The 25,143-nt window shown below is 54.5% G+C and carries 18 protein-coding genes; 5 read left to right on the forward strand and 13 right to left on the reverse strand.

What is annotated here, in order from left to right; translation table 11 throughout:
* From SFC07_RS06845 to SFC07_RS06860, 4 genes are all read right to left on the reverse strand, one after another.
* On the reverse strand, positions 1-2,797 hold a 2,797-nt coding region (locus SFC07_RS06845), incomplete at its 3' end, for a tetratricopeptide repeat protein (RefSeq protein WP_411207489.1).
* Positions 2,798-2,976: 179 nt separating this feature from the next.
* Positions 2,977-5,484 (reverse strand): phenylalanine--tRNA ligase subunit beta, encoded by a 2,508-nt coding sequence (gene pheT / locus SFC07_RS06850; RefSeq protein WP_411207490.1) that lies wholly within the window; start codon positions 5,482-5,484, stop codon positions 2,977-2,979.
* 42 nt (positions 5,485-5,526) lie between these two features.
* Positions 5,527-6,564: a phenylalanine--tRNA ligase subunit alpha gene (gene pheS / locus SFC07_RS06855; protein ID WP_411207491.1), complete on the reverse strand. Its 1,038-nt coding sequence runs from the start codon at positions 6,562-6,564 to the stop codon at positions 5,527-5,529.
* A 122-nt stretch (positions 6,565-6,686) separates the two neighbouring features.
* Positions 6,687-7,520 (reverse strand): TrmH family RNA methyltransferase, encoded by an 834-nt coding sequence (locus SFC07_RS06860; RefSeq protein WP_411207492.1) that lies wholly within the window; start codon positions 7,518-7,520, stop codon positions 6,687-6,689.
* A 119-nt stretch (positions 7,521-7,639) separates the two neighbouring features.
* Between SFC07_RS06860 and SFC07_RS06865 the strand changes: the two genes are divergently transcribed.
* On the forward strand, positions 7,640-8,347 hold the full coding sequence (locus SFC07_RS06865) for a glycerophosphodiester phosphodiesterase (protein WP_411207493.1): 708 nt from the start codon (positions 7,640-7,642) through the stop codon (positions 8,345-8,347).
* Between the two features lie 53 nt (positions 8,348-8,400).
* On the opposite strand, the gene SFC07_RS06870 is transcribed toward SFC07_RS06865, so the two are convergent.
* The 7 genes from SFC07_RS06870 to infC form a co-directional block, all read right to left on the reverse strand.
* Complete coding sequence (locus SFC07_RS06870; RefSeq protein WP_411207494.1) at positions 8,401-9,612, reverse strand: ABC transporter ATP-binding protein; 1,212 nt, start codon at positions 9,610-9,612, stop codon at positions 8,401-8,403.
* A gap of 73 nt (positions 9,613-9,685) precedes the next feature.
* Positions 9,686-11,011, reverse strand: coding sequence for an ABC transporter substrate-binding protein (locus SFC07_RS06875; RefSeq protein ID WP_411207496.1), 1,326 nt, complete (start codon positions 11,009-11,011; stop codon positions 9,686-9,688).
* Positions 11,012-11,089: 78 nt separating this feature from the next.
* Positions 11,090-11,926: a carbohydrate ABC transporter permease gene (locus tag SFC07_RS06880; RefSeq protein WP_411207497.1), complete on the reverse strand. Its 837-nt coding sequence runs from the start codon at positions 11,924-11,926 to the stop codon at positions 11,090-11,092.
* Positions 11,923-12,855, reverse strand: a complete 933-nt coding sequence (locus SFC07_RS06885; RefSeq protein ID WP_411207498.1) for a carbohydrate ABC transporter permease — start codon at positions 12,853-12,855, stop codon at positions 11,923-11,925. Before SFC07_RS06885 ends, SFC07_RS06880 begins: the two co-directional genes overlap by 4 nt.
* Before the next feature lie 299 nt (positions 12,856-13,154).
* On the reverse strand, positions 13,155-13,538 hold the full coding sequence (gene rplT / locus SFC07_RS06890) for a 50S ribosomal protein L20 (protein ID WP_015651153.1): 384 nt from the start codon (positions 13,536-13,538) through the stop codon (positions 13,155-13,157).
* 60 nt (positions 13,539-13,598) lie between these two features.
* A complete protein-coding gene (gene rpmI / locus SFC07_RS06895) occupies positions 13,599-13,793 on the reverse strand; it encodes a 50S ribosomal protein L35 (protein WP_411207499.1) in 195 nt (64 codons plus the stop codon).
* 28 nt (positions 13,794-13,821) lie between these two features.
* Positions 13,822-14,433 carry a translation initiation factor IF-3 gene (gene infC / locus SFC07_RS06900; RefSeq protein WP_411207500.1) on the reverse strand — a complete coding sequence of 204 codons (612 nt, stop codon included), beginning with the start codon at positions 14,431-14,433 and terminating at the stop codon, positions 13,822-13,824.
* Positions 14,434-14,764: 331 nt separating this feature from the next.
* On the opposite strand from infC, the gene SFC07_RS06905 reads away from it, so the two are divergent.
* Positions 14,765-16,840 carry a DUF2339 domain-containing protein gene (locus SFC07_RS06905; RefSeq protein WP_411207501.1) on the forward strand — a complete coding sequence of 692 codons (2,076 nt, stop codon included), beginning with the start codon at positions 14,765-14,767 and terminating at the stop codon, positions 16,838-16,840.
* On the opposite strand, the gene uvrA is transcribed toward SFC07_RS06905, so the two are convergent.
* Positions 16,824-19,673: an excinuclease ABC subunit UvrA gene (uvrA, locus tag SFC07_RS06910; protein WP_411207502.1), complete on the reverse strand. Its 2,850-nt coding sequence runs from the start codon at positions 19,671-19,673 to the stop codon at positions 16,824-16,826. The two genes, SFC07_RS06905 and uvrA, sit on opposite strands and share 17 nt — an antisense overlap.
* A gap of 93 nt (positions 19,674-19,766) precedes the next feature.
* On the opposite strand from uvrA, the gene SFC07_RS06915 reads away from it, so the two are divergent.
* The 3 genes from SFC07_RS06915 (at position 19,767) to SFC07_RS06925 (ending at position 24,273) form a co-directional block, all read left to right on the forward strand.
* Positions 19,767-20,369 carry an MBL fold metallo-hydrolase gene (locus tag SFC07_RS06915; RefSeq protein ID WP_411207503.1) on the forward strand — a complete coding sequence of 201 codons (603 nt, stop codon included), beginning with the start codon at positions 19,767-19,769 and terminating at the stop codon, positions 20,367-20,369.
* 306 nt (positions 20,370-20,675) lie between these two features.
* Positions 20,676-21,578 carry a DoxX family protein gene (locus tag SFC07_RS06920; RefSeq protein WP_411207504.1) on the forward strand — a complete coding sequence of 301 codons (903 nt, stop codon included), beginning with the start codon at positions 20,676-20,678 and terminating at the stop codon, positions 21,576-21,578.
* 376 nt (positions 21,579-21,954) lie between these two features.
* Positions 21,955-24,273: a HelD family protein gene (locus SFC07_RS06925; RefSeq protein ID WP_411207505.1), complete on the forward strand. Its 2,319-nt coding sequence runs from the start codon at positions 21,955-21,957 to the stop codon at positions 24,271-24,273.
* A 12-nt stretch (positions 24,274-24,285) separates the two neighbouring features.
* On the opposite strand, the gene SFC07_RS06930 is transcribed toward SFC07_RS06925, so the two are convergent.
* Positions 24,286-25,131, reverse strand: coding sequence for an SDR family oxidoreductase (locus SFC07_RS06930; RefSeq protein WP_411207506.1), 846 nt, complete (start codon positions 25,129-25,131; stop codon positions 24,286-24,288).
* Positions 25,132-25,143 lie beyond the last annotated feature (12 nt).

Here is a 25,143-nt window from a genome sequence, read left to right on the forward strand (position 1 = left end):
AGGAAGCAAGAATTTCGCGAGTATAAAATGTGTTGGGATGGTCATGGCTGAGGACTCGGTTCTGTTCGACAAGAAGAGCCTCTAATAAGATGATCGCTTCGTCAATTCTTCCTGCCTGGCCAACTAGGTCAGCAAGGTTACAGCGAGTGGCAAATGTCTTGGGGTATTCAATATCATATACCCTAGTCTGATCGACAAGAAGAGCCTCTAATAAGATGATCGCTTCGTCAATTCTTCCTGCCTTGCCAATGTAGATGGCAAGATTATGACGAGCTCGCAAGGTGTCTGGGCTATCTGCTCCAAGAACTCTGGTCTGGTCGCCAATCAACGACTCGAATTCAGATATCGCCTCCTGCACCCGCCCAGCTTCCCCCAGGAAGGAGGCAAGATGGCTGCGGGTAGTCAAGGTGTTGGGGTGGTTCGCTCCAAGAACTCTGGTCTGGTCCTTAAGCAACGACTCTAATTCAGATATCGCCTCCTGCACCCGCCCAGCCTGGCCCCGTAGGGAAGCAAGATTGCTGCGGGTAGTCAAGGTGTTGGGGTGGTTCGCTCCAAGAACTCTGGTCTGGTCCTTAAGCAACGACTCTAATTCAGATATCGCCTCCTGCACCCGCCCAGCCTCACCCAGCGCAAGACCAAAGTTGTTGCGGACGACGAACGTGTTAATGTTATCTACGCCAAGGACCTGAATTGCAATCTTCACCAAAGTCTCTAGTTGCAATATCGCCTCCTGCACCCGCCCAGCTTTACCCAGTATGGAAGCAAGAATGGTCCGGGTAGCCAAGGTGTCAGGGTGGTTCGCTCCAAGAACTCTGGTCTGATCCTTAAGCAACGACTCTAATTCAGATATCGCCTCCTGCACCCGCCCCGCGATCCCTAAAAAGGTGGCGAGCTTATTGCGGCTCTTCAAAGCATCCAGGTGGTCTGAACCCAGTGCCGGGACCTGATCGTCAATCAAAGTCTCAAACTCAAGAATCGCTTCAAAAAGGTGTCCGGATTCCCCAAGCCATTCAGCAAGTGATTGTCTCATAGTGAGAGCAAGCTCAGATGAGTTGTCTGGAACTAATGTAAGGGCGCGTCTAACCTTCTTGATAGCAAGTTGGTAATGATAATTCTTCGCATCATTGACCGCGACATTCCATAGTGCGATAGCATCTACGCTGATCGACGCCATTCTTCTGGTTTCCGACATATTCACTAACCATTGGCACGCCAAAGTGGCTTCCTCAGTGTCAGGAAGCACAAATCCGTTCTTGTTCTCATCAATCCACTGTCGTAATAGATTTGCAGCATGCTCAGGAATTTTGTCAATCTCATAGAATTCATCCTCGGCGTGTTTCCGTGCGAGATTGGTGTACATCGCCTCAGTGAAATACTGCACTTCGCTATTTCGGCGACACCATAGTGCTGGATTCACCGCCTGGGCAAGCGCAGTCTGTGCCTCATCGCGGGAGAGATTTATCATGGAGCCGAGGTCCTCGATGATCTGGACAATTGGCTCATACGGAAAATAACCCAGCGGGTCATTAAGAGGATTCGCGGAAGCAGCAACCATTAGTGTTTTACGAACGGTGTTGGGAAGTTCATTCCACCTGTAATTAAGAAGCCAGGTCAAATCCTTATGTCGCAGAGTTCCATTTTTAGCAAGCTCATCACGTAATGAGGATGACACAGCCTTGTTATTCTGGTTGATCGCTTGGCTGACACTCCCGATTGTCAGCCACAATTTGAGCATGAAAGGTGTGGGCAGGTACCTCACAATGTCGCGGGCAATCTGCAGATCCGTTTCCGGCGCGTAATCAAGAAGAAGCTTGACGAGGTCGTTGCCAGAAAGTTCAACAACGTCACAAATCTCAACAGTGTTTGCTACTTTTCCCGCGCGTACCCAGTTTGTAAAAGTGTCGTCCTCAAAGCCGTCGGCAAAGGCTTCTGCCAAGGCCGTACCAATAACGAGCACAGGTCGACCAGTAGGACAATTGATAAGTTCGTCAACTAGTCTGATCAGATCAGAGCCCATTCGATGCATGTCTTCGATAACAACAATGGCTGGGAAGCCTGGAGACGCAACAGCCTTGACTAACTCAGAAAGCTCGCTACCAGCGGTCTCACTTTGAGAAGCAACCTGAATGCCAAGATCAAGTTCTTCAACTAGATTGCGGCGACTAATATAGGAGTTCTTCCTATATTGATCCACTTTGAATCCCCATTTGGCAAGAATAATAGAAAAAGGACCAAAAATTCCTGTCATTTCTAAGGAAGTAAGAGCCCAATCGAGTTTCTCTTCAGGGGGAGCATCACGAACTTTACTAATAACCTTTTTTGTTTGGTCAGTGACTTTCCTCCGGAAATCGGTTGTTTCCTTATAAGCCAGAAGGTATGCGGGCATGTGTGCTAATAATTGAGGTCGCATAGACGTTACTACATCATAGGATCCACCAACCTCCCTGCGTTCACAGTTAAGGCCCCACCAGCTAAACGTTGGTAGCGCATTTTCCGGCCAAAAAAATTCACCCTCCCCAGCCACCGAAGGAGTGATAAGTTTACGGCTCGCCATTGGGTCGCCACCAGCACGGATATCAGAGGTACGAGCATCGGAATCAATAAACCTAGGCCAGTATAAATCCCTTCGTTCTCTACGAAGACGATTAAACAACTCCCGAACGATACGGGTCTTACCTGTGCCCGTCGGCCCGCGCAGAATTACCACATTTGATTCACGACGATCGCCCTCATCAAGCGCAATAACACGCTCATAGAGGTAATTCACTAGCTGATTATGATGTCCAAGAAGTTCCATGACATGATCTTTGCACGCTGTAGCAGATTACGCACCAATTTAAGGCATCGGATTTACTGTGAACCTTTCCCAAAGCGGAGCTCGCCGATACCCACAAAAACCAAGAAACCTCCTGACCTTAGAACGTGAAGTCCAAGATCAGGAGGTAAGAAATCGCTGCGTGCTCCGCGTGCTGCTAATTAGCCACGCATTTCAGCGTTGAAGCGCTCCTTGGCCAAGTCGGCGGCCTTGAGTCGAGACTCATTGGCTTCCTCATCGGTAAGGGTGCGGTCGCTAGCGCGGAAGCGAATGGAGAAGGCCAAAGACTTCTTGCCTTCACCCAGCTGCTCGGAGCGGTAGATATCAAAGAGCTCCACAGCCTCAACAAGTTCGCCAGCACCTTCTTCAACGGTGGCGCGAACTGCTTCTGCAGGCACAGTTTCATCTACAACCAGGGCAATATCCTGGTGCAGGGATGGGAATGCAGAAAGAACAGGTGCAGGCAGCTTTTCGGCGAATGGCAATGCGGTGACATTAAGTTCCATTGCGCAGGTGCGAGCTGGCAAGCCCAGCTTCTCAACAACCTGAGGGTGCAGCTCACCTGCATGACCGACCACCTGTCCGTCGACAAGCAAGGCAGCGCAGCGACCTGGGTGCCAAGGAAGGTACTCAGCGTTGGCCAATTCCACGTCTACACCAGCTGCGCGCGCAACCACGAGTGCGGATTCGATGGCGTCGGCGTAGGTGTACTCGCGGCCCTTGCCCCATGGTCCTTCGAACTCAATGTTGCCGGTGCCCACAGTTGCCACATAAAGAGGCTGCTTAGGCAGGGAATCAATGAGCTCAGCAACAACGGCTTCGGAAGGACGCTCAGCAACGGAAGGCATTGGAGAAACGCCACTGCCCTGCTTGATGGAGACCTGCTGCAGGCCAAAGAGGGAGAAATCCTTGTGTCCGCGGGCCACATTGCGCTTAACGGCATCCAGCATGGAAGGCAGCAAGGTGGTGCCCAAAACATTGCGGTCTGCTTCCAAAGGATTAAGCACAGCCACGGTCTGGCGGCGCTCGTCATCAGCTGCAAGGCCCCAATCATCAAAGGTGGTGCCATCGATGAATGGGCTTGGGATGATCTCGGCGTAGCCGTTATAAGCCAGTGCGTGTCCAACGGCGCGACGGCGCTTTTGCTTATCGCTCAGACCACGGCCAGCAGGTGCGGTTGGCACAATGGTAGGAATTGCTTCCAAACCTTCCAGGCGCAGCACCTCTTCCACGAGGTCAGCAGCCATGGAAATATCAGAACGCCAGGTAGGAGGAGTGACCTCCAGGGTCTCACCATTTACCACCACGGTGCAGCCAACCTCTTCAAGGCGAGCAACAACAGTCTCAGCGGAGTAGTCCACACCCGCAAGCTGGGATGGGCGGTTCACAGACATGGTGATGGTTGGCATGGTTGGAACCTCGCCAACCAAGGTGCGACCAGCATCAACAGTGCCGCCGGCGATCTCAACCAACAAGGTCGCTGCGATATCCAAAGCGATTTCCACAATCGCAGGATCAACACCGCGCTCGTAGCGTCGAGAAGCCTCAGAGCTCAACTTGTGGCGGCGTGAGGTGCGCGCAACGGTGATGCTATCCCAGATTGCAGCCTCAAAGTAGACGTCGGTGGTGGTATCAGAGATCTCGGAGGTAAGTCCACCCATAACGCCGGCCAGGGACTGAATGCCCTTGTCATCGGTGATAACTACGTCTTCTTCGTGGAGTTCACGCTTGACGTGGTCGAGGGTTTCAAACTTCTCCCCTGCCTGTGCATTGCGCACAACCAGGTTGCCTTCAATGAGGTTGGCATCAAAAGCATGCATAGGCTGGCCCAGCAGCAGCATCACATAGTTGGTGACGTCAGTTGCTGCGTTAACCGGACGCTGGCCGGAAAGCATCAGCTCACGCTGCATCCAGAAGGGGGATTCTGCCTTTGGATCAATGCCGGAGACTTTACGCAGGCCAAAGCGCACGGCCTTGGTCTCAGGGCGCAGCTCAATATCAATCAGGCTGCCTGCAACCTCAGGAACTTTAACCTCAATGCCTGCAACCTCTGGGTTGAGGGCGGGGTCGGTGTAGGTCAGCTGGAATGCGGAAGCCAGTTCGCGGGTAAGGCCACGAGCAGAAAGTGCATAGCCGCGGTCTGGGGTGATGTTGACATCAAAAATGGTGTCAGCAAGGCCGAGGATGGGGCGGGCATCCACACCAGGCTCACCCACGGATGGGTCGAGGGTGATAATGCCGGAGTTTTGCTTATCGGCCAGGCCCAATTCTGCAGCGGAGCAGATCATGCCGGCGGACATGCGGCCATAGGTCTCGCGGGCAGCAATGGCGAAGTTGCCAGGCAGTACTGCGCCGGGAAGGCTGACCACAACGGTGTCTCCCTCAGCGAAGTTGCGGGCGCCACAGACGATGGACTGTAGTTCGCCGGTGCCGTTGGCATCGCCAACATTGACGTGGCAATGGCGGATAGGCTTTTTGAAGCCGGTGAGTTCCTCGATGGTTTCTACGCGGCCAATGACCAATGGGCCGGTGGTCTCTGGGATGGCGTGGTAGCCCTCGGTTTCAAAACCGACGCGGACGTATCCGGAATCGAGCTCAGCTGCGGGAACGGACCAACCTGCATTGGCATGGCGAAGCAGTCCCGTCACCCAGTTTTGTGCAATCAACATGGTGGATGTAACTCCTAAAGTTTTTCTAAAAGGTGCGGGGAATTAGGCCTGGATACCGAATGGCAGGGTGAAGCGAATATCGCCCTCGACCATATCGCGCATATCGCTGAGACCATTGCGGAACTGCAGGGTGCGTTCAATACCCATGCCGAAGGCAAAGCCGGTGTATTCCTCAGGGTCAATACCTACTGCACGCAGCACGTTTGGGTTGACCATGCCACAGCCACCCCATTCAATCCAGCCTGCGCCACCCTTCTTATTGGGGAACCAGACGTCAACTTCAGCGGAAGGCTCGGTGAAGGGGAAGTAATTGGAGCGCATGCGGGTCTTGGTTTCCGGTCCAAAGAGCTCCTTGGCCAGGTGATCCAAGGTGCCGCGCAGGTGCGCCATGGTCAGGCCCTTATCCACAGCCAAGCCTTCGATCTGGTGGAACACTGGGGTGTGGGTGGCGTCGAGCTCATCGGTGCGGAAAACGCGGCCAGGGCAGGCGATGTAAATAGGAACTTCGCGGTCCAGCATGGTGCGTACCTGCACTGGTGAGGTGTGGGTACGCATAACCTGGCGGGAGCCCTCTGGTCCGATGTGGAAGGTGTCCTGCAGGGTACGTGCAGGGTGATCAGGCAGGAAGTTTAGGGCGTCGAAGTTGAAGTATTCTGCCTCGACCTCTGGTCCCTCGGAGATTTCCCAGCCCATGCCCACGAAGATATCGGCAATCTGCTCATTCAAAATGGTGATGGGGTGCAGTGCACCAACCTGCTCGCGGGTGGTGTTGACGGTAACGTCCACGCGCTCCAGCTCCAGCACCTCGGCGTTGCGCTTTTCTTCCAGGACTACCTTGACCTGGGCAAAGTGCTTTTCTGCACGGCCGAGTGCCATGTTGACAAAACGGCCCGCATCCTTGCGCTGATCCTTCGGAATGCTGCCGAGGGCGCGACGTGCCTGTGGGATTGGTGCTGCTTCTCCGAGGTGGTCACGGCGCAGTGCGGCGAGCTCCTCAAGGTTTTGAGCGCCGTCGAAAGCCTTGATTGCAGCATCTGCTGCCTCATTCAAACTGGCTTCGGTCAACTGAATTTCGGACACCGTGTAGTCCAGCCCTTCCCTAAAGTTCTAAAAATCAAAGATTAAAATCTGCTCAACTAACCCCGCCATCATACTCCGTTGTGGTAGCTGCTGCGGGGTGAGGTTGCTATAACTGCGCTAGATTACTGCGCGTCTGCTTCATCTTCGCTGGCAAAAAGTGCCTTAGAAGACTCATAAAGGCAAATGGCGGCAGCCGTTGCCAGGTTCAATGATTCCGCACGTCCCCTAATTGGAATGCGAATGCGGTGATCAGCCTTGGCCAAAAGTTCATCGCTTAGGCCATGGGCTTCATTGCCAAAAAGCCAGGCAGTGGGCTTGGAAAGCAGCTCCTCGGCATCATCAAGGTCCACTTCACCATCGGCGGAGGTGGCCAAAATTTGCAGGCCCTTGGAGCGCAGCTGGCCCAGTACGTCATTGACGTCGGTGTTGCGGGCCACCGGAATGTGGAATAGGGAGCCAGCCGAGGCACGCACAGCCTTGGCGCCCTGGGGGTCCACGGTTTCGCCGGCAAAGACGACGGCGTCGGCGCCCACAGAATCAGAAACGCGGATGAGGGTGCCGGCATTGCCGGGCTCGCGGGTTTCTACCGGCACGCTCACCAAGCGTGGCTGGCCGTTGATCGCCTTGCCCACTGACCACATCACGTCGTCGCAAAGCGCAAAAATGCCGGTGGTGGTGACGGTATCGCTGAGGTGCTTGGCAGCTTTATCGGTGATGGGATGGGTGTAGACGTTCATATAACCGGCGGTGCGCACGATTTCCTCGAAGCGCTCGGCGGCCTCCTCGGTGACAAAAAGATCGCGGGCAGCGCCGGTGGCGATTGCTGCCTCAACGGAGTTTTCACCCTCCACGAGGAATTTTTTATCCTTGCGGCGCTGTGCTGCGCGGTGAAGTTTGGCGGCATTTACAATCCGCGGGGTGCGTTCGGTGAACGCCTCATTAAAGTCCAAAGCCATGCGTTAAGACTAACAGGGGCACCATTAAACAACAGATGACACCATTGATTCACCTTGGCGCAACCTTAATAACTTATTCTTGGGCTTTAATTTTTGCCTGCTTGAGTTAAGGAAGATTTATGCATATTGTTGCCCATCGCGGTGCCGAAGACCTGCACTTGGAAAATTCCATGGCCGCATTCCAGGCGGCTGCTCCCGCCGATGCTTTTGAACTTGATATACACGCCACCTTTGATAACCACCTGGTTGTGATGCATGACCGCACCGCCGCGCGCGTGGCCAGCCCGGAATCCCCCTACCGCGACCAACCGCTCGCCTCTTTAACCTTGGAGCAGGTCAAAGAAATAACGCTTATCGACGGCTCCCAGGTCCCAACACTGGAGGAAGTCTTGGCAGCCACCAAGTTGCCCATCCAGGTTGAAATCAAAGCAGCGGGCGCCGTGCCGACGTTGCAGACGCTGCTCGCCTCCCGCCCTTCCGAGCTAGAACGCCTGCTTTTTATCTGCTTTATGGACCCCGCCCTTGAGGAACTAGCAGACCGCATCCCCGCTGCGCGTTTAGGCTTTTTGCGCGAGCATGGCTTTGGCGATCTCAGCATTATTGACCGCGTTCCCGCCCGCAACCTGGCAGCACTTTTACCCAATTGGAAGGGTTTGGAGCTGGCCACCATTTCCGAGCTGCACGCCCGTGATATCAAGGTTGGTTGCTGGACTATCCGCGATGAGCACTCCTTTGCCATTGCCCAGCAAGCAGGTGTGGATTTTGCCACCGTGAGTGATCCCACGCGCTTTTTGAATCCTGGAAAGCCTGGAGCTTTGCACTGGTAGGTAGCCAAAAGCGCGGCCCCGTCTGGACTGACGGGGCCGCGCTTTAATATTTTTTAGGACTGCTTGAGGGCAGCGTTGATGGACCCGATGCGACGGCCATCGCGACCATCAAAGAGGTGAGCATCCTCAGGTGCTGCCACCACATGCACCTTATCTCCTGGACGCAGGCCATGATGGCGGTCAACGCGCACACCAATCTGTGCCCTATCCCCTGCCTCAGCTGGGATAACCTGGACTCGCATATCCTCTGGAATGCCTTCGCCCAGTACATCGGTGTTGGGGTTCTTCACACCTTCAGCCATAATGTAAACCATGGAGTCCGCACCGAGCTCATCGATGTGGCTGACTTCTGCAGCGATCGCACCAGTCTCCTGCGCGGAGGTGATGTACATATGCTCTGGACGGGCGCCGACGATGACCGGGCGGCCTTCATTTTGTGCTGGATCTTGGCGCAATTCCGCCACCAGGTGGTCCGGCAAATTGATGCGGACTCCCCCGCCAACTGTGACGGCTCCACCTTCGAGGGTGCCCTCAATGAGGTTCATCGAAGGAGAACCGATAAAGCTAGCGACGAATGCATTGGCTGGGAAATCATAAAGATTTTGTGGTGTATCCACCTGCTGTAGCACGCCGAGTAGCAGCACTGCGACGCGATCACCCATGGTCATGGCCTCAACCTGATCGTGGGTGACGTAGACGGTCGTAACACCCATGCGACGCTGCAGTGCAGAGATTTCTGCACGGGTGGAGACACGCAGCTTGGCATCCAAGTTGGACAGTGGCTCATCCATGCAGAAAACTGCTGGTTCACGCACGATGGCGCGGCCCATGGCCACACGCTGGCGCTGACCACCGGAAAGTGCTGCAGGCTTGCGGTCTAAATAAGGATCGAGCTGCAAAATGCGAGAGGCTTCCGCCACGCGCTTTTCGATCTCAGTCTTCTTCACCTTTTGGTTTTTCAGAGCAAAGGCCATGTTCTCCCGGACGGTCATATTGGGATAAAGGGCGTAGCTCTGGAAAACCATGGCGATATCACGGTCTTGAGGACGTACCCCCGTGGCGTCTTTGCCGTCGATAAGCAAACGTCCTTCGTCGATAGGCTCAAGGCCGGCGAGCATGCGCAATGAGGTGGACTTGCCGCAGCCCGAGGGGCCGACCAGTACCAAAAACTCACCGTCGGCAATTTCCAAATTGAGCTTATCGACGGCAGCCCGAGCGCCTGGGGTGTACCTTCGGGTGACGTTTTCAAAGACGATTGACGCCATGGTGGTAGCTTCCTTTCGAACAGCGCTGCCCCTCGATGGAGCAGCGCATGGGGGTCGGGCAGATGGGTGTTACTTAGATGAGTGGCTCAATGTCGCGGGTGTAGATGGTGTTGAGCTGGGTCTCGACCTCAGCCAAGGTGACATCGATATCTGCACCGGTGAGGCAGATCTTCTCCAGGGCGTCGCCGATGGTGCGGTCACCGTTTGGCAGCAGCACGCGGAAGTTGTCCTGGGAACGGGTGTGTGGCAACTGCTCCACAGCAACGTTGTAGGCAGGGTTTTCCTTGAGGAATGCAGCGTGCTCGGTGTCCTGAGCAGCATCCTTACGCACTGGCATGTAGCCGGTCTCGCGGGACCAGTAGCCGGTGTTGGAGGTGTTGGTGATGAAGTCAATGAACTTCATAGCGTTGTTCTGGCGCTCCTCGGAGATGCCGGAAGGAATGCCGAGGCCTGCACCGCCGGTTGGGCAAGCGCCTTCGCCTGTTGGGTTTGGCAGTGGAGCAACGCCCCAGTTGAAGGTTGCAGCCTCTGCCACGGAGGAAAGATCACCGGTGGACTGGATGCAGGATCCGATAAGTCCGGTTGCGAACTCGTTGGTGACGTCGGTGGAGACGGTGGCGTAACCGTTATCAACGGTGGACTTGAGCCACTCCACTGCACGGATGGTCTCAGGGGTGGTCAGACGAGACTCCCAGCCCTCAGAGTAGTTGCCGCCGAGGGACCACATTGGGCCTTCGAAGGTCCAGGAGAGGTAGTTGGTTGCGTCGCCCCAACCGTGTGCAAAACCGCTGCCGATTGCTTCCTGCAGCTTAGGACCCCACTCGGAGAATTCTTCCCAAGAGTTTGGACCGCGGTCCTCAAGGCCAGCCTTAGCCCACAGATCCTTGTTGTAGTAGAAGAGGACGGTGGAGCGAGCGAAAGGCAGACCATAGTGGCCACCCTGGTGGGTGTAGTCATTGTAAAGGGAATCAACATAGGTGGAGGTGTCAATGTTGTTGCGCTTTGCAACCTCATCAATGTTGGCGGTTGCACCGTTGATGGCAAAGTTGAACCACTCGGTGTCAGAAAGAACGACGAGATCAGGAAGGTCGCCACCGGAAAGAGCAGCGTTGAACTTCTGGGAAACTTCCTTGTAGTTAGCGCCAGCGTCAATCAGCTGCACCTTAAGGTCTGGGTTTTCTGCCTCGAAGCGGGAGATCAGCTCCAGCTCAACATCCTTGGAGTTTGCAGGGTGGTTGGACCACCAAACGATGGTGTTGGTTGCGCCCTCTGCGGAGGAGCCCTCTTCAGAGGAGGTGCTTCCACCGGTGCCAGCACAAGCAGCCAAGGTAGCGCCAGCGCCAGCGACGCCAACTGCTGCGAGGAAATTACGACGAGAAATCTGAGGATTAAAAGACATTATTTTTCCTTTAATAGTGAGGGTGTTGAGTCGTTCTTTGGGGTTCGAGTGGTTTTGTTTACAGCCGGCGGGCTGGAGTTAGCCCTTAACTGCACCAGAGATGAGACCCTTAATCATGTACTGCTGAAGTGCCAAGAACATCACAAGCACTGGCAGCATGGTCATGATGGTGGCGGCCATGACTGGTCCCCAGTTGGAAACGCCTTCATTGTTTTGCAGCATGGTTAAACCAATAGGCAAGGTTGCGGAGTTTTCCGTTTCGGCCATCAGGAATGGCCACAGGTATTGATTCCATTCATTGACCACGGTGATCATGGAGAAAGCCACCAAGGTAGGCATGGAGATTGGCAGCAACACCTTCCACAACATGCGGAAATGCCCGCAGTGATCCATACGTGCCGCTTCAATAAGTTCCGTAGGAATAGACATGAAGTGGTTACGCATGAGGAAGGTGCCAAACGCAATGCCGGCCAGTGGAATGATGATGCCCTGGTAGGTATCGCGCCATCCCAATTGGCTGACAAGTGCGTAGTTAGAAATAACGGTGACCTCGGAAGGAACCATCAATGCCGAGATAACCAGGAGGAACACCAGGTTACGGCCAGGGAAACGCAGGATGGAGAGAGTATAGGCAGAGATGACACCCAGCACAATTTTGATTGCACATAGAATCAAAGTGATCAAAATTGAGTTTCTGAAGTAGTCAACAAAAGGAACGCGCTCGAATACGCTGCGGTAATTATCCAAACTAAATTCTGAGGGGAGCCAGGTTACTGGCTGGGTGTAGATCTCAGATTGCTGTTTGAAGCTGGTGAGCACGATGAATAGCAGTGGCACTCCGATGAAGAGAATTGCTCCAATCATGCCCACATAGCCCATGATTTTTACCAGCAGGCTTCTATCTGTGGAGATCATTTCTGCTTATTCTCCTTATCCATATAGCGCACCTGGATAACGGTGATGGCCAGCAAAATAAGGAAGAGGACTGTGGCAATGGTGGCGCCATAGCCTGCTCGATAATTGCTGAAGGTTTCGGTGTACACCTGGTAGACCAGCGTTGTGGTGCCATTGCCCAAGGGGCCGCCACGAGTCATCGTGTGAATGATGTCAAAGACCTGAACGGAATTGAGGGTGACGGTAATTGAGAGGAAGAAGGTAGTTGGGCGCAATTGCGGAAGGGTGACCTTCCAAAATCGTGTCCATGCGCTTGCGCCATCTATATCTGCTGCCTCAGCTAGATCCTTGTTAAGTCCCTGCAATGCAGCCAGGTAGATAACAAAGGAGTAGCCCAGGTTCTTCCACACGAAGGTGAAAGTAACCATAAATAGAGCCCATTTGGGATCTTGGTAAAACTGTGGGGAGCTTATTCCCAGACGCAACAAGAGGTCCTGAGCCAAACCGAAGTTGGGATCAAAAACAAATTGGAACGCCACACCAATTGCTGCACCGGAGATCACAAATGGTGCAAAGACCATGGAGCGAACAAAGTTACGGCCAAAGAGCTTTTGGTCCAGCAACATGGCAAGGAGCAAACCCAACACCATTGAGCCCACTACCGCGAAGAAAGTGAATACAAGGGTATTGAGAAGTACTTGGGCGGTATCAGGACGAGTAAAGAACTCTTTGTAGTTGTCCAGCCCAATAAAGGTTGATTTGGATGAGGAAATATTCCAACTAAAGAAAGAAAGTCGGAAGTTATCGATCAGTGGTCTGTACGTAAAAAGTACCAAGAGCAGCAGGTTCGGAGCGAGCAATGCGGCAGCAAGCCACCACTCATTCCGCCTGGAACGCTTGGCACGTTTACGCAAGTTATCCACTTCTGGTTCTAGAAGTAATGTGGACACGATCGGAAATGTTAAGTGATTGAAATGGCCATTGAATGTTTTCTGACTTAATTGATGGCTACTAAAACGTCAATCACATGAGCATTAGGCAAGCATTAGGTTAATTAGTGCTAATTTTCTTTACTTCTAATTGCAGGTTCTCTACATTGGGTGCTGATTTGGGTCTTAAATGCTCCCGTACGGTTCCCTCAGTTCGTTAATATTCGGGTGCGATCAGCTTTCCGTCGAAAAGCAAAAAAGACCTGTCCCCCACCTCCGAAGATGTGGGAAACAGGTCTTTAGTGTTCACTAAAAAGTGATTATGCAGCCTTAGGAGCGTTAACGTCCTCAGGAAGTGCAGCCTTTGCAGCCTCGCAGATTGCGGAGAAGGTTGCAAAGTCGTTAACAGCAAGCTCAGCGAGGATCTTGCGGTCAACCTCGATCTCAGCAAGGCGCAGGCCCTGGATGAGGCGGTTGTAAGTGATGCCATTCATGCGGGCAGCAGCGTTGATGCGCTGGATCCACAGCTTACGGAACTCACCCTTACGAGCGCGACGATCGCGGTAAGAGTAAGTCATGGAGTGCAGCCACTGCTCCTTAGCCTTACGGTAAAGGCGGGAGCGCTGGCCGCGGTAGCCCTTGGCGGACTTGAGAATTTCGCGACGCTTCTTCTTGGCGTTGACGGACCGCTTGACACGTGCCACGGTGGTACTTCCTTAAATCTTGTTGAAAGGTGGAGGGGTTTTGGGCGAAAGTTTTAGAACTTAAGCCTTGCCGAGCAGGCGCTTGATGCGCTTGGTGTCGGCCTTGTCAACCTCAACGATGCCCTTCAGGCGACGGGTACGGGTGGATGACTTGCCCTCGAGAAGGTGGCGGCGGTTAGCCTGCTCGCGAACGAGCTTGCCGGAGCCAGTCACCTTGACGCGCTTTGCGGTGCCCTTGTGGGTCTTGTTCTTCATGAAAGTTGTCCTTAAACCCTATTCGTGTTTATTTCTTGCCCTTGCGCACCGGACCGAGAACCATTGTCATGTTTCTGCCGTCCTGCTTCGCGCGGGTTTCTACGATGCCAAAGTCGGCGACATCGTTTGCCAGGCGCTCAAGGAGTCTGTAGCCAAGCTCTGGGCGGGCCTGCTCACGACCACGGAACATGATCGTAACCTTGACCTTGGATCCCTTCTCAAGGAAGCGGATCACATTGCTCTTCTTCGTCTCATAATCATGATCATCGATCTTGGGACGAAGCTTCTGCTCCTTGACCACTGTCTGCTGCTGATTCTTGCGTGACTCACGGGCCTTTTGAGCCTGTTCGTACTTGAACTTTCCGTAGTCCATAATCTTGCAGACCGGAGGCTTAGCGTTGGGTGCGACCTCGACCAGGTCTAGGTCTGCGTCGAAAGCGAGCTTGCGTGCATCCTCAATACGGACGATGCCTACCTGCTCACCGTTTGGTCCGACAAGACGGACCTCAGGTACTCGGATACGCTCATTAATGCGAGCTTCAGCGCTGATGTGGACTCCTCTGTTAGCAGTGCGGGAAAATATTGACGTACCGAACCACGAAAGGTGATTGCCCCTAACGCAGACCAAAAACCCGTTCATCAATTCTGATGAACGGGAGATCTGACTTCCAAGAGTTATCCACGGGCACTAGTCCGTGACATCACTACTTGCTTTACCTGTATCCAACCGATCGCTCGGCGGCCTTAGGTGGGAAGATCTCCTCTTGCGGCCCTCGCATAGATGTATGCGATGGGCGGTAGTAGAAAACACTGTAACACCACTTGCCCCCAACTCCAAATCGCCTCAAGCCTTTTGGCAAGCATTAGGCCGAAGCCTGTCCAGCGATAGGCCGAGCGTTGGGCCGGGCCTACTTAAATAACAATCCGGTTTCTTCCCAGTATTCGCCAGCTTAACCCCCTACGCTGGGTTTATGGACCTGAACCCACTTGACCGAATCACTCTCAAAGCGGCGATGGAAAAACTCACCGCTTCTGCTTCAGCGCTGGAGGAAGCAAGAAAAGATATCAATTCCTTACTACTCCGACTGGATGCTGCGCCTGCTGGTCAGGCTGCAAGCCTGGAATCCGCGGAAGAGGCGGAAGTAGCTGAGCACAGTCTCACCGCTGCTGGCTCAGTCGGCCACCTTAGAGAGCTTGAGCCCCAGGAGCTTGCGCAACTCCCCCGCAATGCTCCGCATTTCACTCCTGTTCCAACGCATGCCGGATGGAGCTATCCACCAGCCACGCCACCCGCGCCGACTGCCCCGAGCATTTATCCGCCGCCTTCCCCGCCGGCACGACCATCAAAGCCACGTTTGACCTCTGAAGAAAAAATCATGCGCGCAGTTGCCATTGGCGGTGGAATCATCACCGTGGCAGGCATCATCTTGCTGGTCTCTCTAGCCATTCAACGCGGTTGGCTGGGACCACTGGGTCGAGTCATTGGTGCATATCTGCTGGCACTCGCCCTAGTAGCTGCAGCATCCTGGGTGCGTAAGAAGGAAGGTCGTACAGCTGCAATTGTTGCCCTCACTGTCACGTCGCAGCTGGCCTTTATTGCTACTACCTTGGCATTAGTCTTTGTCCTGTACTGGGTTCCAGAGAATCTAGGCTCGCTCATCGTGTTACTGGGCAACGCTGCCTACCTGATACTGGGCAGAATCTGGAGCCACACCAGCAAGCACCAACATCAGACAAGCCCCCAAGAAAGCCCCCACACTGGCTCGGTATTCTTGGCCAGCACCATCGTTACTGGCTTTTGCGCGCTCTATTTCGTCCCCATGAATACAGCCTGGTGGCCCCTCTTTGGCATCTCCGTGGCACTTATTGCATCCTGGAGAATCTCCACCACCAAGTCCCGCATCGCCGCGGCTATCTTTGCGGTGGGCATTCCATTCTTGTTGACCACCGCCTGGGCCATCGAGCTCTGGCCGGCTGTCATCAGCGGCGTGCTCAATGCTCTTCTTTTGGTGGCGCTCACGCTGTGGGATCCACCAGCCATGGACCCCACACGACAAGACGCAGCAGCGCAGACCAGATATTGGCGCAATATTCAGGCGGATTCCAGCTCTTTAATTGCCGGCGTCTTCGCACCGATTCCCATTACTTTGTTCACCGCCTGGCTATTGGCAGACAACGAGCACCCCTGGTTAGCGATGCTGCCGGCCGTCATGGTCGCGGCGCTGAGCCTTTACGGGGCGCTGCAGGGCGCGTCGACAAGCAATGCTCTTTATAAGGGCGGCACGACCCGGATCGCTCAGCTTTGCGCGGCGATGGGTTTGTGCCTGGTCGCCGCGAATTTTGTGGTCGTTTTTGGGGCTTCAACGCCATACCGGACCGCGCTCACGGTGGTGTTTTTGGTGGTCGGCACCGCGTTGCTGCTCGCACTGCGGCGCGTACCAACCACCCTTGACATGGGCATTATCCCCTGGGTGACCTGGCTTTTTGCGGCAGTGTTTATGACCGGCCTGCTACTGCAGCATGTGGTGAGGCTGTCTCCGCTGTGGCTGACTGACCTCAGCGCGCTTATTCAAGCGCTGCTAATCCTGGCTTTTATCCTCGCCGTGGTCACCGGGCGCCGTGTCTTTTATGGGCAATCGTGGTGGTTGCAGGTGCTGGTGGGCGCAATTGTGCTCACACTTTCCGCCACCGCTATCGTCACAATCGTCACCTTTATGGGCAAACTAGTGGGCGGAAATTCCGGAATGTTGCTCGGATTTGTCATCGGGCACGCGGTAGTGTCCATCCTGTGGATGGTGATCGCCGCCTGCGTTATGCTCAGCCGACGCCTCTTCAACGTGACGGGAGCACTGTGGTTCGGCGTCGCACTAGCGCTCGCAGGCACCATCAAGCTGGTCTTTTTCGACCTCGTCGCCCTTTCCGGGGTACCGCGGGCCATCGCCTTCCTGCTCTCAGGAATTGCGCTGCTCAGCATCGCCGCCCTGCGTGGGCGTCGCAACAAACCCGCGCTTCTCGACGAACCCCCTGCCCCTACAGCAGCTCTTTAAGGAACTGGCCGGTATAGGATCCGGCAACCTCCGCAACCTTCTCGGGGGTTCCTTCAGCAACCACGTTGCCACCGCCGGATCCACCCTCGGGACCCATATCCACAATCCAATCCGCAGCCTTGATCACATCGAGGTTGTGTTCAATCACCACCACTGAGTTGCCCTTATCCACCAAGCCTTGAATCACCATCATGAGCTTGCGGATATCTTCAAAGTGCAAACCGGTGGTGGGCTCATCAAGGATGTAAATGGTGCGGCCATTGGAGCGTTTTTGCAGCTCAGATGCCAGCTTCACGCGCTGGGCCTCACCGCCGGACAGTGTGGTGGCAGCTTGGCCGAGGCGGACATAACCCAGGCCAACGTCCACCAAAGTTGCCAGGTAGCGGTGAATGGAGGTGATGGGCTCAAAGAAATCCGCTGCCTCAGAAATGGGCATATCCAAAACTTCCGCAATATTTTTGCCCTTGTACTTCACCTCAAGGGTTTCGCGGTTATAGCGCTGACCATTACATACCTCACAAGGCACATAAACATCGGGCAGGAAGTTCATCTCAATTTTGAGCGTGCCATCACCCTGGCAGGCTTCGCAGCGGCCGCCCTTGATATTGAAGGAAAAACGGCCCGGCTTATAGCCACGCACCTTCGCCTCAGTGGTTTCTGCAAAAAGGTTGCGCACCTTATCAAAAACGCCGGTGTAGGTTGCTGGGTTTGAGCGCGGAGTCCTGCCGATGGGCGATTGATCCACCTGCACTAATTTATCCAGGTGTTCCAGACCTTCCACGCGCTTGGCACGTCCTGGAACCTGGCGGGCGCGGTTGAGCTTATTGGCCAGCACCTTTGCCAAAATCTGATTGATCAGGGTGGATTTACCAGATCCAGAGACACCGGTAATGCAGCACAGCACGCCCAGCGGAATATCAACGTCAATCCCCTGCAGGTTATTTTCTTTGGCGCCAACGATGGTGAGCTTGCGCTCGGGATCGGTCTCGCGGCGCTTATCTGGTACGCCCAAGGTGCGACGGCCCGAAAGGTAAGCGCCGGTAAGGGATTCCTCGCAGTCCAAAATTCCTTTAGGCTCACCCTGGTAGACCACTTCTCCACCGAATTCACCCGCACGAGGTCCAATATCTACCAGCCAGTCAGCACGGCGAATGGTGTCCTCATCGTGTTCGACCACGATGAGGGTGTTTCCGATATCTCGTAGGTGCTCAAGGGTGGTAATCAGGCGCTGGTTATCGCGCTGGTGCAGGCCGATGGAAGGCTCATCCAAAACATAAAGCACACCTGCCAGGCCGGAGCCGATTTGGGTAGCCAGGCGAATACGCTGAGCCTCGCCACCAGATAGGGTGCCCGCAGCGCGGTCCAGGGTGAGGTAGGCCAAGCCCACATCCAGCAGGAATTTCAGGCGGGCGTGGATTTCCTTGAGAACAGCGCCTGCGATAATTTCCTCACGCTTGCCCAGGGTCAAACTATCTAGGAAGTCATATGCACCCTGCACGGATAGCGCCGTAAGTCCTGCGATGGACAAAGCACCATGTGAGCCGGAGTCAAGGCGGACAGCTAGAATTTCGGGCTTAAGACGTGCACCCTTACAGGTGGGGCACGCTACCTCGCGGGTATATCCCAACAGACGGTCTTTTTGGGTGTCGGAATCGGTCTGCTCCAATTTACGGTCAAAATAGCCCATTACTCCCTCAAAAGGAGCGGTCCAAGCGCGCACGCGGCCATAGCGGTTTTTATAACGCACGCTTACTTCTTTTTTGGTGCCATAAATGAGGGCTTTACGTTGGGCAGCGGTGAGATCCTTAAATGGGGTCTCCGGATCAAAGTCCATGACCTTACCCAGGCCTTCAATCAGCTTTTCAAAATAGCTGTGGTTGGGGCTGGAGTTCCAGGGCTGCACTGCTTTACTAACGGGTGCTTCCGGGTCGGGAACGATCAGGTCAATATCAACCTCGGTACGCACACCCAAGCCATCGCAGGCAGGGCAAGCACCATAGGGAGAGTTAAAGGAAAAGGCGCGTGGTTCTAGCTCATCCACTGCCAATTGGTGGCCATTGGGGCAGCTCATCTTCTCCGAGAAGCGACGCAGGCGCTGGGGGTCATCCTCCGCAAGGCCCACAAAATCAAGTACTGCCACGCCATCTGCCAAGCGCAGTGCAGTTTCCAAAGAATCGGTGAGGCGTTGTTTTTGGCTCGCCTTAACCTGCAGGCGGTCAACAACCACGTCAATATCGTGTTTGATCTGCTTTTCTAGTTTGGGTGGATCAGAGAGCTGGTGCACTTCCCCATCAACGCGGACGCGGGAATAGCCCTGAGCTGCCAGATCTGCAAAAAGATCAACAAACTCACCCTTGCGGGTACGGACTACTGGAGCTAGAATCTGGAATTTTAGTCCCTCTTCCATCTCCAGGATTTGGTCCACCATCTGCTGTGGAGTTTGCCTTTCCACCGGCGCATCGCAGACCGGGCAGTGAGCAGTACCAGCGCGCGCATAAAGCAGACGCAGGTAGTCATAAACCTCAGTAATGGTGCCCACAGTTGAGCGTGGGTTGCGATTGGTTGATTTTTGATCAATGGACACTGCAGGTGAAAGGCCATCAATAAAATCCACATCCGGCTTATCCATTTGCCCCAGGAACATGCGGGCATAGCTGGATAACGATTCAACGTATCGGCGCTGACCTTCCGCAAAGATGGTGTCAAAGGCTAATGAGGACTTGCCGGAACCCGACAGTCCTGTAAATACCACCATGGAATCACGTGGTAGATCAATGTTTACACCTTTGAGGTTGTGTTCACGCGCTCCGCGCACTACGAGGCGATCAGCCACTGCTCAACTGCCCTTCAAAATTGATTAGGTTTTAATCAGGATTTATTACTTCGAACATAGCATCGAACGCTTAATTTTCGCTACTCTATCCTTATGACCACTGAACTCACCTTCCACAAGGTTTCTGTCTCCCAGATGGACAATAATTGTTACCTTCTCACCGCAAACGGCAATGGCCTCCTGATCGACGCCGCCGACGACGCTCCTGCACTACTTAAATTAGCCCAGGATGCCGGCGTAAAGATCACAAAGGTTCTAACCACTCACCGCCACCCAGACCATGTTCGCGCGCTGGAAGATATTCTCGACGCCACCGGAGCCACCCATTATGCCCCATTCCTGGAGGTTCCAGCTCTACCTGCAACAGTCGACGTAGAGCTCAACCACGGTGACGTCATTGAATTTGAAGGCATCGAACTCCCCATCATCATCCTGCGTGGCCACACCCCAGGCGGCGCCACCTTGGTGGCAGAGATTGACGGCAAGACCAACCTCTTTGTCGGCGACAGCCTCTTCCCCGGCGGCCTCGGCAAAACCAGCAGCGAGGGCGACTTCGTCCGTCTCTTTAATGACGTTAAAGAGAGGCTTTTCGACGTTTTCCCGGACGACTCCATCGTATGGCCGGGACATGGCAAAGAAACCACCTTGGGTACTGAACGCCCAGAACTCGAAGCATGGTGGGAACGCCGCTGGTAGGTAAATCCAGCTCAATACACCCCCAAAAGTGGCAATGTTTCAACTTTTGGGGGTGCTATTTATTGCCTCAGGTTGCCCACAGAATTGCGGTTGACCCCACAAATTAGGGTAAAAGATGTTCGCATTAAGAACACTTTCGAATTTCAGTGTTAGATAGCTGACAAAACTCCCCAAATGACGCCACCTTCACGACACACCGGTCATAACCTAGGTAAGATCGTCGGATAGAGAATAACTCTGGAGAAAACCCAGGCACCCACTATCTGAGGTGTTCTGGAAAACCGCGTTAGATAGGAGCATAAATACATGATCCGCAAGTTCGCCCGACCAATGCTGGCATCTGTTTACATCACTGATGGTGCAGAGACAATCCTGAATACCCAGGCGCACGTCGAAGGAATCGAGGTGGTCTTGGACCGTATTCGCTATGTGCTCCCTCGTAAATACGCGAAGCGGATCTCCAAGGATCCAGCAGCCATCACCCGCATTATCGGTGGCACCAAGGTAGGCGCAGGTTCTTTGTTGGCACTGGGCCGTGCACCTCGTACCTCTGCCGCAGCTCTGGCGATTGTCAGCGTTCCAACCATCCTGGCCCGCAATGCTTTCTGGGAAACCCAGGATGCCAATGAGAAGCGCGATCGTCGCAATGGCTTCATTACCAATGTTGCACTCCTCGGCGGACTTTTTATTACCGCTGTAGACACCGAGGGCAAGCCTGGTGTGAAGTGGCGCGCTAACCACGCTGCCAAGGTTGGCAAGAAGCAGATTCAGCAGGCACTTCCTACCAAGTCTGAGACCGAAAAGCTCGGCGAGAAAGCTTCTGATTGGATCACCGATACCACCGGCAAGGTCACTGAGTACGCTCACACCGCGCAGGAGTTCGTTGGCGAAAACAAGGATGACTGGTTCAAGACCGCTTCCGAAACCGCTCGCAAGGCTGGTGATACCGTCACCGATTATGCCCACAAGGCAACCGCTTTTGTTGAAGACAACCGCGCTGATTGGCTAAGCGCTGCACAGGCTAATGCCAAGACCGCTCGTAAGTCTGCCGTAAAGGCAGCTACCAAGGCTCAGGATAAGGCTAACTTTGCACTTCAGGTTGCAGAGCAAACCTCCGGTCACGCTGCTAAGAAGGCCAACAAGACCTACGGCAAGCTGCAAAAGCGCGCTGACAAGGCAGTTGACCGTGCCCAGAAGAAGATCGGTTAATTCTTTTTCAGCCCACACTGCAGCGCACGCTTCAGCGTACGCGCAGGAGCTTTAAGATATACCGCCACGCCCCACGTTTTCCGGGGCGTGGCGGTTTTCTCGTCCCACCATGTCCCACCCCACCCGGTGCTATACCCCCTGCTACATGCAATTTTTCCCGTTTCAGCATGGCAAATGCACATCTTCCGCCGCGATCTGGAATGATTGATAGCTTCTTGGTGTTGTATTGAAAACGCAAAACATCACTGTGCTGGCCATTTTTAAATTCCAGGCGGCGCCATATAGCCCCTTCATCTTTGGGTTCTAAGCAGATGAGTTTTCTACCAAGGCAATTAAAGTTAGGTACTTAGATCAGGAATTCAGGAGGTCTAATTTAATGACCACCACAGGCCACTCCACAGCTGGCACAACCCCGGAGCCATCACACCAGGCACCGGCCCCCGCCTTTGAAGCTATCCAGGAGGAACAGGCTTATGTTGACATGCTCTTTCAACGCCTCGATGATGAGGTAAATAGGGCAAATGAGCGGTTGGCGGAAGTGATGAAGGACGTCGACCCTTCCAACCCTGATCCCGAAGCGTTGGTGCGTCGTGAAACCGAGTACCACGGCCTCAATGAAAAACTCGATCGCCTCAATCTCGCGCAATTAGGCCTGGTTTTTGGCCGTATTGACGTCGTTGAAGAATCTCCCGAAGGCCCAGAGAACCCAGTCCCGGGCAAGCCCAACTTGGATCGCCGTTATATCGGCCGCATGGGCCTGGATGCCCGCGAGGATAATTACCGCACGCTCTTGCTGGACTGGCGAGCGCCCATGGCCCGGCCTTTTTACTTGGCCACCACGGTGCAACCAGAGGGTGTGGAACTGCGTCGCCATATCCGCACCCGCGGGCGCACCGTCAGTGGAATCGATGATGAGGTTTTATCTGGCGATGGCGTAACCTCCACTGCACAGCAGCAGGGCGTGGGCTCAGAAAGTGCACTCCACCAGGCGTTACAAGCAGCCCGCACCGGCCACATGAGCAATATTGTGGAGACAATCCAGCGCGAGCAGGATGAAATTATCCGCGATACCACTCGCGGTGTGATGGTCGTGCAGGGCGGCCCGGGAACCGGCAAAACCGCCGTTGCGCTGCACCGCGTTGCTTATTTGCTCTATACCTGGCGCGAGCAGCTGGCAAAATCCGGCGTGCTCATCATCGGCCCCAATAAGACCTTTTTGGAGTATATTTCCCACGTTTTGCCTGAACTTGGTGAAACCGGCGTGGTCCTTTCCACCATTGGCGAACTCTACCCCGGCATCACACCCACAGGTCACGAGGACCTCCTCACCCGCGAAATCAAGGGCTCCGAGGAAATGGCCACCATCCTCAACGAAGCGGTCAAGGCTTATCAAACCGTTCCCGAAATCCCCGTCGAGGTCACCGTCGACGGCATCCTCATCACCATCGATGAGAAAACCGTCGCCAAGTCCCGCACCCGCGCTCGCCGTTCCCGTCAGCCTCATAACCTGGCACGCCCAATTTTCCGCGAACACCTCGTCGAGCAGCTCGCCCACCAGATGGCCCAGACCATTGGCGCCGACCCCTTGGGCGGCAAAAACCTGCTCTCTGCTGCCGACATCGATCAGCTCCACGACGATTTGCTTGACGACGCGGCCCTGTTGCAGGTGGTTGAAGGTTTTTGGCCGGAGCTAATGCCCCAGCAGGTCCTCTCGGACCTGCTCACGGACCCCGAACGCATTGAATTTGCGGCCGCTGGTTATGACGAGGAAACTCATGCAGCTCTTTTGCGCGCGCCGGATGCGCCTTGGGCACCTTCTGATGCAGCATTATTGGATGAGTTGACCACTTTAATTGGTCTCCCCGATCCCGATGAGGCACGTGAAGAGGCTAAAAAGAAGTGGCGCCAAGAAATTGAGGATGCACAGGAAGTCTTGGACGTTCTGAGTTCTTCACAGTCCTCAGATATTGATGTTGATGCCGACATTGATCCCGATGCTGAAATCTTGTCCGCCTTTGACATTATCGACGCTGAAACCCTGGCCCAGCGCCAAGAGGTGCGCGATAATCGCTCCACCGCTGAGCGTGCTAAAGCTGATCACACCTGGGCTTATGGCCACGTTATTGTCGATGAAGCCCAAGAGCTCTCCCCCATGGAATGGCGCATGGTCTTCCGCCGTAGTCCTTCACGCTGGATGACCTTGGTGGGTGATATCGCTCAAACCGGCTCCCCTGCCGGCGTCGATGATTGGTCAGAATCTCTTGATCCATTTATCAAGAACCGTTTCCGTCACCACGAGCTCACGGTGAACTACCGCACCCCGGCAGAAATCATGACTTTTGCCAACCAAATTTTGGCGCAGATCAATCCAAATCTTGCTCCTGCCATGGCGATTCGTGATTCCGGGCGTCCCGTGCAGTTCTTGGCAGCAGACGCCGATATCGCAGCACTAAAACAAGCCTTCCTCAACGAGGACGCCGAACGTAGCGTGGCGGTTATTTCCTCCCACGCTCGCTTTGAGGATGCCGACAACCAATTCCTGGTTGATGACATCAAGGGCTTGGAGTTTGACCACGTTATTGTGGTTGACCCTGCTGGGATTACAGAAGAATCTCCCCAAGGCCTGCAGGATCTTTATGTTGCAGTTACTCGTGCAACCCAGACGCTTACCATCCTTGGGGAGATTTCCCTCTAGCTGTAGGTACTTTTAAGCAAGTGCCTCTGCTGCAGAGGTGGATGGACGTCCAATGAGGTCCTGAAGATCGGTGCTCTCGGAGTAGAGGGCACCCTTTTCAATGCTGCGGTCCCAATCTGCAATCATGGCAGCAATTTCTGCTGGCAGGCCTGCGCCTTCCAGAACCTGCTGGTACTCAGCAACGGTCTGGTTGACGTAGGTTACTGGGGAGCCAATGACCTCAGCGGCTGCGTCGGCAATGCCCTGGTAGCTCAAAGCTGGAGCGCCAGCTAGCTCATAGACCTTGCCACCCTGGTTTTCGCTGGTGATAACCACAGCGGCTGCCTCTGCATAATCCTTGCGAGCAGCTCCTGAGACCTTAGCCTCGCCTGCAGCACCAAAGAATTTGCCCATGGCCTTGCCGCTGTCAATCGCGGATGCGTAGTTCTCCCAGTACCAACCATTGCGCAGCAATGCGTATTCAACGCCACTGTCTGCGAGCAGTTGCTCGGTTTCGCGGTGTTCTTCACCTAGGGAAAGGTCAGAGGTCTCGATGTTGAGCAGGCTGGTGTAGGCGATGAGGGATACACCTGCAGCCTTAGCCGCATTGATGATGTTGGTGTGCTGCGCAGTGCGCTTTCCAACCTCGCTGCCGGAGATTAGAACAAGGCGATCAACACCCTGGAATGATGCGGAGAGTGCTGCTTCATCTTCATAGGAAGCAACGCCGAGTGCAACGCCGCGCTCTGCAAGGTCAGCTGCTTTTTCTTCATTGCGGACAATTGCCACGATGTCTGCGGCAGCAACGCCACGGTTGATGAGGGACTCGATGACGAAGTGTCCAAGGTTTCCGGCTGCACCGGTAACTGCAATACGCATTTTCTATTTCTC

Source organism: Corynebacterium callunae (assembly GCF_046592015.1).
GTDB lineage: Bacteria > Actinomycetota > Actinomycetes > Mycobacteriales > Mycobacteriaceae > Corynebacterium > Corynebacterium callunae_A.

Coding starts and splice junctions, on each gene's coding strand:
- SFC07_RS06920 (WP_411207504.1), top strand. CDS start 20,676: ATGATCCGCAAGTTCGCCCGACCAATGCTGGCATCTGTTTACATCACT.
- SFC07_RS06860 (WP_411207492.1), bottom strand. CDS start 7,520: ATGGCTTTGGACTTTAATGAGGCGTTCACCGAACGCACCCCGCGGATT.
- SFC07_RS06905 (WP_411207501.1), top strand. CDS start 14,765: ATGGACCTGAACCCACTTGACCGAATCACTCTCAAAGCGGCGATGGAA.
- infC (WP_411207500.1), bottom strand. CDS start 14,433: ATGAACGGGTTTTTGGTCTGCGTTAGGGGCAATCACCTTTCGTGGTTC.
- SFC07_RS06870 (WP_411207494.1), bottom strand. CDS start 9,612: ATGGCGTCAATCGTCTTTGAAAACGTCACCCGAAGGTACACCCCAGGC.
- SFC07_RS06875 (WP_411207496.1), bottom strand. CDS start 11,011: ATGTCTTTTAATCCTCAGATTTCTCGTCGTAATTTCCTCGCAGCAGTT.
- SFC07_RS06865 (WP_411207493.1), top strand. CDS start 7,640: ATGCATATTGTTGCCCATCGCGGTGCCGAAGACCTGCACTTGGAAAAT.
- SFC07_RS06880 (WP_411207497.1), bottom strand. CDS start 11,926: ATGATCTCCACAGATAGAAGCCTGCTGGTAAAAATCATGGGCTATGTG.
- SFC07_RS06930 (WP_411207506.1), bottom strand. CDS start 25,131: ATGCGTATTGCAGTTACCGGTGCAGCCGGAAACCTTGGACACTTCGTC.
- rpmI (WP_411207499.1), bottom strand. CDS start 13,793: ATGAAGAACAAGACCCACAAGGGCACCGCAAAGCGCGTCAAGGTGACT.
- pheT (WP_411207490.1), bottom strand. CDS start 5,484: ATGTTGATTGCACAAAACTGGGTGACGGGACTGCTTCGCCATGCCAAT.
- SFC07_RS06925 (WP_411207505.1), top strand. CDS start 21,955: ATGACCACCACAGGCCACTCCACAGCTGGCACAACCCCGGAGCCATCA.
- SFC07_RS06915 (WP_411207503.1), top strand. CDS start 19,767: ATGACCACTGAACTCACCTTCCACAAGGTTTCTGTCTCCCAGATGGAC.